We start from the raw sequence: 7,897 nt of genomic DNA on the forward strand, positions 1-7,897 counted from the left end.
GCACGTCCGTCGGCAGGACCGGCTCGATCACCGCCCACTCTTCATCCGTCAGGTCAAACCGCGCCATCCTCGGTCCTCCATTCGGAGAACCAACGATGCCACGGCCAAACCGTGCCAGACGTTATGAGTTCACGACCTAGACCCCCTTGGGATGCGCGGCGAAGAAGTCGAGCATCGCGCGCGAGGCGTCGGGCCCGTGCGGATCGGTGAAGCTGCCGGCCCGGTCGCCGCCGGACCAGGCGTGGCCGGCGCCGCGCACCCGCCAATCCTCCAGCATCACCCGGCCCGCCGCGTCGGCGTAGCGGGTGCGGGTGTAGGGATGGCCGTCGCCGTCGAATTGCTCGCGCGAGGGCGTCAGCGCCGCGGCGCCCGCCTGTGCCAGCACCTGGTCGGCGTTGCGGATGCTCACCGTGGTGTCGTCCTCGCCGTGGAAGACGATCGTCGGCACGCGGGTGCCGCCGGGGCCGGCCGCGCCCATCTGCATCGCCATCATCGCCGAGCCGACGTCGCGGGCGCACGACGCGGCGAGGCCGGAATGCACGCCCACCGCCGCGTAGAGATCGGGAAAGGCGCGGGCGATGTTGGCCGCCGCCGCCCCGCCGGCCGAGAGCCCGGCGATGAAGACGCGGTCCGGGTCGATCGCGTGCTCGGCCATCACCGCGCGGGTGAGCCCGGCGATGATCGCGGCCTCGCCGGTCTCGCGGCCCTGGTCGCGCGGCTCGAACCAGTTCCAGCAGCGTTGCGCGTTGGCGCGGCCGGTCTGGACCGGGTAGGCGACGAGCACGCCGTCGCGCTCCGCCAGCCGGTTCATGCCGGTGCCGACGGCGAAGTCGTCCGCGGTCTGGTTGCAGCCGTGCAGCATCACCACGAGCGCGGCCGGATTCTGCGGCCGGCTCGGGACGAACAGGCGATACTCGCGCGCACCCGCCGGCCCGGCGAAGCTTTTGGTGACGAGCGATCCCTCGCCCTCGGCGGGCTCGGCCGAGCGGCCCGGCATCGGCGGCTTGGCGAAGCCGAAGCCGGGCGCCAGCCCCTTCGTGTTGAGGCCTTTGGTGTTCAAGCCCTTGGCGCTCAGGCCCTTCAGCACCGGCGCCAGCCCGCGCACGACGCCGTCGACCGCCGCACGCAGCTTCTCCGGGATCGGGCCGGCCGACGCGGTTTCGGCTCGGGGCGAAGCGCTCCTCGGCGCGGCCTCGGGCCTGGGCGCGGCCGCGGGCTTGGGCGCGGCCTCGACCTTCGCCTCGGCCCGGGGCGCGGATCGCGGGGCGTCGTCGATGCGCTCGGCGGTCAGGTCGAGGGTCGGCGGCTCGATCGCCTTCGGCGTGTCCTGCGGCGTGTCCCGCGGCGTCGCGTGGCCGCCGAGGCTGCGCTGGATCAGGTCGGTCGCCTCCGCGAGGCGGCCGGCACCGGTCAGCCGGGTCGCCTCCATCATGTCGGCGAAGCGGTCGCGCATCGAGTCGGAATGGTCGGTCATGGGAAGTCCTGGGGATCGCCGTGGGCGGATCGGAATGGGGCAGGAGGCTCGGAGCGGAGGCTCGGCAGCGCCTCAGCGCAGCCGGTCGGCCAGCGCGGCGCGGACGGCGGGGCTGGCCTGGAGGCTGCCGAGCACGTCGAGGGAGGCGATCGCCGCACGGGCGAGGTCGGGGGTCACGTCGTCGGCGATGGTGGCGAGGCCGAGCACGCGGATGTCCAGCATCCGCCCCTCGGCCCGGGCCGCCTCGAGGCTGGCGCGGTCGATGTGGCGCAGGCCGAGCTCGACGCTGCGCCGCGCCATCGACTGGCGCGTCACGTCGGCATGCCGCTCGATCTGGTTGCGGATCGCGGTGCGGATGAAGTCGCTGCGGTTCGAGAACACCCCTTCGGCCACGAGCAGGTCGACGTGCCCGAGGTCGACATGCCCGAGATTGATCGTGATCTTCTCGCTCTCGGGCTGCCGCGCCGCCGCCCGCGTGGGCTTCGGCCGTGCCATCACATCCATCATCGCGACCATCCCGTCACCATCCGTGTGGATGGCATATGGGGGCGCCATATTGCATTGCAATATGGGCTTCGTGCGATGCACCAACCCGTGAGGGCGGCTCTGCCGTCAGACGGCGGTGTCCTCGCCAATGTACTCGGCCCAGATCGCGCTGGCGCCGAGGCCGGCGCGGAATGCGGCGTGGCGCTCGCGCTCGGCGTCGGTCAGGCGGGCGCGGGCGGTGCGGACCGTGCGCACGACGCTCTCGGCGCTGCGGTCGACGACCGCGTCGGCGACCGCGGTCGCGCCGAGATCGAACCCGGTCTGCTTGCCGCCGAGCAGCTCGATGTAGACCTCGGCCAGGATCTGCGCGTCGAGCAGGGCCCCGTGCTTGGTGCGGCGGCTGGTGTCGATGCCGTAGCGGCTGCACAGGGCGTCGAGGTTGGCCGGCGCGCCGGGGTGCTTGCGCCGGGCCATCGGCAGGGTGTCGACCACGCTCTCGAGGACGATCGGCGGCGGCGCCTTGGCCCCGAGCCGGGCGTATTCCATGTTGAGGAAGCCGACGTCGAACGGCGCGTTGTGGATCACCAGCCGGGCGTCGCCGCAGAACTCGATCAGCGCGCCGGCGATCTCCGAGAACAGCGGCTTGTCGGACAGGAACGTGTCGGACAGCCCGTGCACCTTGAAGGCGCCCTCCGAGACCGCCCGCTGCGGGTTGCAGTACTTGTGGAACGTCCGGCCCGTGGGGATGTGGTTCAGGAGCTCGACCGCGCCGACCTCGATCAGCCGGTCGCCGGTCTTGGGGTCGATGCCGGTGGTCTCGGTGTCGAGAACGATCTCGCGTACGACGTCGTGCATGATGTCCGGTCCCGAACGCTTCCGCGCGTCGCCTACCCGATTAGCCCGCTCGGGTTAACCCGCGCCTTCAGCGCCGCCGCAGGCGGACGTAGAGCGCGCCGGCGCCGCCGTGGTGGCGGGCGGCCTCCTCGAAGCCGAGCACGATCGGGCGCAGCTCCGCGCCGCGCAGCCAGTGCGGCACCGAGCGGCGCAGCACGCCGCGCTCGGCATAGGCGTCCTCGCCGCCCTTGCCGGTCACGACCAGCACCCGCGCATGCCCGGCGGCGCGCGCCCGCATCAGGAAGCCGACCAAGGCCGCGTGCGCCTCGGCCTGATAGAGCCCGTGCAGGTCGATCCGGCCCTCGATCGCCAGCACGCCGCGGCTGAGCCGCTGGCGCTCGCGCCGCTCCAGCCCGGGCGGGGCGGGGCCCGGGACGAAGGCCGGCCGCACCGGCGTCGGCGGCGGGGCCGGTGTCCCCGCGCCGAGCCGGACCACGCGCCTGGGCTTCTTCGCCGGCGCGACGACGGCGACCGGGCCGGGCACGACACTCGGCATCGCCGGCACGGGCTCGGGGAGCGGCACCGCCTTCTTGGCAGGGCTTTTGGCCGGCGCAGGTTTCGGCGTCGGCTTCGCCGCGGCCGGCGCCGCGGGCCCTGGGGCGTCGGCAGCCGGCTTGGCCTTCCGCAACGTCGCGCGGGCGCGCAGCGGCGTGATCAGCTTGGCGATCTCGCCCCAGAGATGGGCATCCTCGCGGGACAGCGCCCGCGGCCGGCGCGGCGGCCTCATGCCGGACGCTCGGATCGCGTGAGGTGAAGCGCGGGTCTCTTCTCCCATGGGAGAGGGAGCCGCGCCGTGACGCCCAGGATCCTTCCGGCTTCCACACTCCGACATGCGGACATTCGTTCGTCCGTTCCGGTTCCAGCGAGTCGCGGAAAGCGATGGCATTGGAGCCATGGGGTCGGAGACCAGAACCCCCTCATGGCGCGGCCGGCTTCGGCAGGAGCACGACGAAGCCGGGCTTGGTGTGCAGGTCTCCGGCCGCGACGCCGGCCGCCGCGCCGGTGCCGACGTAGAAGTCGCCGCGGGCCGGGCCGAGGATGGCCGAGCCGGTATCGGCCGCGACCACGAGGTGCCCGCTGCCGGGCTGGCCGGGCAGCATGCCCTCCAGCCAGAACGGCAGGCCGTAGCGCCAGAGGGTGCCGTCCACCGCCAGGCTGCGGCCGGGGCTGAGGGGCGCGCCGGCCGCGCCCGGCGGGCCCAGGGCGGGATCGGTGACCGGCTCGGTGCGGAAGAAGATGTAGGACGCGTTCATCCGCATCAGCCGGCGGGCGTGGTCCGGGTGCGCGCGCAGCCAGGCGGTCCAGCGGGCGAGGCTGAGGTCGTTCAGGGCGAGGTGCCCCTCCGCCACCAGCAGCTTGCCGATCGAGGTGTAGGGCCGGCCGTTCTTGCCGTCGTAGAGCACGCGGATCGCCGACCCGTCGGGCAGGCGGACGCGGCCGGAGCCCTGCACCTGCAGCACGAACAGGTCGACGGCGTCGCGCAGCCACAGCAGCGGGCGGGTGCGGCCGGCGATCGCCCCGTCCTCGATCGCGGCCCGGTCGGGATAGGCCTCGAACCCGGCCGCCGCCGCGCGCCCGGCGCGCAACGCCGGATCGAGGCCGGGGCGGGTCTCGCCGGGGGCGAGCGTCACGAGGTCGTCGGGCCGGGCGAGCACGGCGGCGGCGAAGCCGGGGCCGGGCGCCAGCGATCCCTCGAGCTGCGGCTCGAAGTAGCCGGTGAGGAACCCGGTCTTCCGCTCGGGCTCGGTGCCGTCGGCCGGGCGCACGACGCGGTAGGCCGAGAACCGCTCTTGGAAGAACCGCCGCGCCCGCTCGGGCCAGCCGGCCCCGGTGCGATCGAGCGCGGCGGCGGCGGTGCAGGCGGCGGCGAGGTCGGCCGGCGACCCGGCGACGCCGGCGGCCTGCGCCGGATCGGGGCCGGGCGCGGCGCAGGTCCGGCGGAAGGCCTCGAAGGCCGCCGCCGTCTCGTCCGCCTGCCAGCCGGGCAGGGCCGCGATCGCGACCGGCTCCAGCACGGCGTTGCCGACGCGCAGCGGCTCGGCGGCGCTCGCCGCGGCGGCCCCCGAAACGAGAGCGACCGCAGCGCGGAACGCTGCGGTCGGACGGGGCGGGTGTCGGGGCGGCATGGCTCTCGGGACGATGGCTGCGCGGGCGCCCTCAGGCCCCGGCTTCGGTCGCGACCAGCTGCCAGTTCGGGTCGCGGGTGCCCAGGGTGCGGGCGAAGGTCCAGACGTCGGGCACCTCGACCACGGCCTCGGCGCTGCCGTCCACCACGACGCCGTCGGCGTTGCGGGTGGCGGTGATGAGGTTGGAGAGGAACCGCACCGTGACCTGCGCGACGCGGTTCCGCACGTCGACGGCGACGATCTCGGCCTTGTCGATCGAGACGAAGGTGGTCTCCACCGTCTGACGGTTCTTCTCGCGCTCGGCGATGGCGCGCTCGAACGCCTCGCCGACCTCGCGGGAGAGCAGGGATTTCAGGGTCTTCCGGTCGCCCTTGGCGAAGGCGATCATGATCGCCTCGTAGGCGCCCTTGGCGCCCTCGATGAAGGCGCGCGGCTCGAAGCCGGGCTCGGCCTGGACAATCGCCTCGAGGCCGCGGGCGACCGCCGAGCCGGGCTCGGCGATGCCGCGCCAGTCGCGCGCCTGGGCCTCGGCGGCGCGCTCGGGCTGGACCCGGTCGGCGCCGGGCAGGCGCACGACGTTGTCGCCGTCGCCGCGGCCGGGCTGGGGCTCGGTGCGGCTGCGGTCGACCGGCTTGAACGGGGCGCGCTCGGCGCCGGTCTTCTGCCCGAGGACCGAGCGCAGCCGCCAGATCACGAAGACGGCGAGCGCCAGGAAGATGATCGTCGTCACGTCGAAGCTGTCCTGCATCACCGATCCGATGGTGGCCGCCGTGGAGCGCGGGTCCCGGCCGCAGCCTTGGCCCGTGCGCGCGGCTCCGGGAAATCCGAGAGGGGTCGCACGATGGTCATGTCACGCCGCACGCATCCTCGAGCGGACGCGGCCGGGCTCTCGAGGAAACGCGCCGCGTCCCCCTTTGCATAGGGGGCAATGGGCATATGGGGCAATGCACCGGCCGGTTCCAGGCGACATCGCGGAGGATCGCCCCGGCCGCGTCGTCGCGACACGCGCCGCCGGGACCGGCCGCGGCCCGACGCCGGCACCCGGTCGGCCGGGCGGCGGCACGGGGTCCGCACGTCCTCCGGCGCCTCGCTTGTCCGCATCGAACGGGCATGTTAGCGGCCTCGCCTGTGCCCACGACCGCACAGGCATGGCGGTCACCCGTAGCCATCGGCCCGCGGCCGGTGTTCGATCTTTCGAGAAGGATGACCCGCCATGGCCGATTCCCCCGCACCGAACGGCAACGGGCAGGCCGACGAGGCCCCCGCGATCAACGCGCTCGCGCAGTACACCAAGGACCTGTCCTTCGAGAACCCGAACGCGCCGCGCTCGCTCCAGCCCCAGGAGGGCCAGGGCCCGCAGATCAACATCCAGGTCAACGTCAACGCGCAGCAGCTCGCCGAGGCCGACTTCGAGGTCGAGCTGACGCTGGAGGGCGACGCCAAGATCAACGGCGACGTGCTGTTCGCCTTCGACCTGAAGTATGCCGGCGTGTTCCGCATGCGCAACATCCCGCAGGACCAGGTCCACCCGGCGGTGATGATCGAGTGCCCGCGCCTGCTGTTCCCGTTCGCCCGCCAGATCGTGGCCGAGGCCGTGCGCAACGGCGGCTTCCCGCCGCTCTACATCGACCCGATCGACTTCGTCGGCCTCTACCGCCAGAAGGCGATGGAAGCCCAGGGCGCCGGCGAGGCGAACGGCCCCCTCGCCTCCTGAGTTCCGTGGCCTCCCGCGTCTCGACGACAGCCCGGCCGCGCGCGCGGCCGGGCTGTTTCGTTTTCACGGGAAACACCGCATCCGGGCGGCTCCCTGAAAGCGATCCGCCGGCGCGGACAGCCCGGCCGGCACGCCCGGGGCGCGTTACAGGATCGCTTCGATGCCCTTGTGGCTCACCAGCGAGAGCAGCTTGAGCGAGGGACCGCCAGGCTTGGCGTCTCCCCGCTCCCACTTGCTCACCAGCGAGGTCGTCACGTTGAGAGCCTTGGCGAAGATCGCCTGGCTCATGTTGGCCTGTTCGCGGATTCGCCGGATGCTCTCGGGCGGCAGCGGCTCGATGGGCGTGAGGCACGAAACATCGAACCGGCGCAGCGTCGCCTTGTCGATCGCCCCGATGGCGTGAAGGTCGCTCGTGGCCTCGTGGATCGATCGAAGCAGATCGCTCCTATAGGTCCGTTTCGGGCTTCTCATCGGAGAGGTCCTTCCACCCCTGGGTTTCGGCAAGCGTCTCGAATCCGGCGTCGCCGACATCTGCGAGGATCTTCGCGAACGCGCGAAGGGTCGTCAGTTCGGCACCCTTGATGTTGGGTTGGACGTTCTTGGGAAAGATGTGCAGGACGACGCATCGCCGGTCCGTGACCAGGAAGAGGACGGCACGGAAATCGCCCTTTCGGCCGACGTGCTGCTTGTACAGGTGAGCGCCGATCTCGGCGTCCACCAGCCCGAGATTGGCCTTCTCGGCGGCCTTGGCGAGCGTGCCCGCGGCGATCTTGCCCTTGCAGGCCTGCTTCCATGCCGAGCGGGTCACGAAAAGTCTCATGACACCCCCGACATGGACCGAACCTCGATCCGTTCGGCGGCCTCTCAAGACCGGGAACGCAAGCGCTCGGTACCGACGCCCAAAGTATAGGAACGAATCCTACGGTTCAAGCCTCTCCCCGATCCCGGGGCAGCGCCGCCCTCGGTGCCGTGGAGACCCTCACCGCGCCACGCCGCGATAGGCGGCCGCCAGCGTGCGCAGCGCCGCGGCGGCGCGCGGGTCCGGCGCCTGCGCGTGCAGCACGATCCGGGTGAGCGGCAGGGCCGGCAGCCCGAACGCGGCGCCGACGTCCCGCGCGCCGGCGGGCGCGACGCTGGGGGCGAGCGCCGCCACCGCGAGCCCGGCCGTCACCGCGGCGCCGACGGCGAGCACGCCGCCGGTGT

At 73.1% G+C, this 7,897-nt stretch carries 9 protein-coding genes and 1 pseudogene; 1 reads left to right on the forward strand and 9 read right to left on the reverse strand.

The window, feature by feature from the left end:
* Positions 1–136 precede the first annotated feature (136 nt).
* The 6 genes from MKK55_RS09320 to MKK55_RS09345 form a co-directional block, all read right to left on the reverse strand.
* On the reverse strand, positions 137–1,453 hold the full coding sequence (locus MKK55_RS09320; protein WP_409566039.1) for an alpha/beta hydrolase family esterase: 1,317 nt from the start codon (positions 1,451–1,453) through the stop codon (positions 137–139).
* A 93-nt stretch (positions 1,454–1,546) separates the two neighbouring features.
* Positions 1,547–1,981: a CopG family transcriptional regulator gene (locus tag MKK55_RS09325; RefSeq protein WP_147844625.1), complete on the reverse strand. Its 435-nt coding sequence runs from the start codon at positions 1,979–1,981 to the stop codon at positions 1,547–1,549.
* Positions 1,982–2,086: 105 nt separating this feature from the next.
* The gene (dnaQ, locus tag MKK55_RS09330; protein ID WP_243932958.1) at positions 2,087–2,815 is read right to left on the reverse strand and encodes a DNA polymerase III subunit epsilon; all 729 of its coding nucleotides are present in this window, start codon (positions 2,813–2,815) and stop codon (positions 2,087–2,089) included.
* A 67-nt stretch (positions 2,816–2,882) separates the two neighbouring features.
* Positions 2,883–3,581, reverse strand: coding sequence for a Smr/MutS family protein (locus tag MKK55_RS09335; RefSeq protein WP_243934383.1), 699 nt, complete (start codon positions 3,579–3,581; stop codon positions 2,883–2,885).
* A gap of 190 nt (positions 3,582–3,771) precedes the next feature.
* The gene (locus tag MKK55_RS09340) at positions 3,772–4,980 is read right to left on the reverse strand and encodes a murein transglycosylase A (RefSeq protein WP_243934385.1); all 1,209 of its coding nucleotides are present in this window, start codon (positions 4,978–4,980) and stop codon (positions 3,772–3,774) included.
* Positions 4,981–5,011: 31 nt separating this feature from the next.
* Positions 5,012–5,728, reverse strand: a complete 717-nt coding sequence (locus MKK55_RS09345) for a Tim44/TimA family putative adaptor protein (protein WP_243934387.1) — start codon at positions 5,726–5,728, stop codon at positions 5,012–5,014.
* Positions 5,729–6,193: 465 nt separating this feature from the next.
* On the opposite strand from MKK55_RS09345, the gene secB reads away from it, so the two are divergent.
* Positions 6,194–6,694 carry a protein-export chaperone SecB gene (secB, locus tag MKK55_RS09350; RefSeq protein ID WP_243934388.1) on the forward strand — a complete coding sequence of 167 codons (501 nt, stop codon included), beginning with the start codon at positions 6,194–6,196 and terminating at the stop codon, positions 6,692–6,694.
* 144 nt (positions 6,695–6,838) lie between these two features.
* On the opposite strand, the gene MKK55_RS09355 is transcribed toward secB, so the two are convergent.
* From MKK55_RS09355 to MKK55_RS09365, 3 genes and pseudogenes are all read right to left on the reverse strand, one after another.
* Positions 6,839–7,165 carry a helix-turn-helix domain-containing protein gene (locus MKK55_RS09355; protein ID WP_147844690.1) on the reverse strand — a complete coding sequence of 109 codons (327 nt, stop codon included), beginning with the start codon at positions 7,163–7,165 and terminating at the stop codon, positions 6,839–6,841.
* Positions 7,140–7,502 (reverse strand): type II toxin-antitoxin system RelE/ParE family toxin, encoded by a 363-nt coding sequence (locus MKK55_RS09360; RefSeq protein WP_187275658.1) that lies wholly within the window; start codon positions 7,500–7,502, stop codon positions 7,140–7,142. Before MKK55_RS09360 ends, MKK55_RS09355 begins: the two co-directional genes overlap by 26 nt.
* 171 nt (positions 7,503–7,673) lie before the next feature.
* Positions 7,674–7,897 (reverse strand): annotated as a pseudogene (locus MKK55_RS09365) (LysR family transcriptional regulator); the annotation flags it as partial.

The organism is Methylobacterium sp. J-059, assembly GCF_022829485.1.
Taxonomy (GTDB): Bacteria; Pseudomonadota; Alphaproteobacteria; order Rhizobiales; family Beijerinckiaceae; genus Methylobacterium.

Bases quoted from the DNA above. Each gene is read 5' to 3' on its own strand.
- MKK55_RS09335 (WP_243934383.1), bottom strand. From the start codon at position 3,581: ATGAGGCCGCCGCGCCGGCCGCGGGCGCTGTCCCGCGAGGATGCCCAT.
- dnaQ (WP_243932958.1), bottom strand. From the start codon at position 2,815: ATGCACGACGTCGTACGCGAGATCGTTCTCGACACCGAGACCACCGGC.
- MKK55_RS09340 (WP_243934385.1), bottom strand. From the start codon at position 4,980: ATGCCGCCCCGACACCCGCCCCGTCCGACCGCAGCGTTCCGCGCTGCG.
- MKK55_RS09355 (WP_147844690.1), bottom strand. From the start codon at position 7,165: ATGAGAAGCCCGAAACGGACCTATAGGAGCGATCTGCTTCGATCGATC.
- secB (WP_243934388.1), top strand. From the start codon at position 6,194: ATGGCCGATTCCCCCGCACCGAACGGCAACGGGCAGGCCGACGAGGCC.
- MKK55_RS09320 (WP_409566039.1), bottom strand. From the start codon at position 1,453: ATGCGCGACCGCTTCGCCGACATGATGGAGGCGACCCGGCTGACCGGT.
- MKK55_RS09325 (WP_147844625.1), bottom strand. From the start codon at position 1,981: ATGATGGATGTGATGGCACGGCCGAAGCCCACGCGGGCGGCGGCGCGG.
- MKK55_RS09345 (WP_243934387.1), bottom strand. From the start codon at position 5,728: ATGCAGGACAGCTTCGACGTGACGACGATCATCTTCCTGGCGCTCGCC.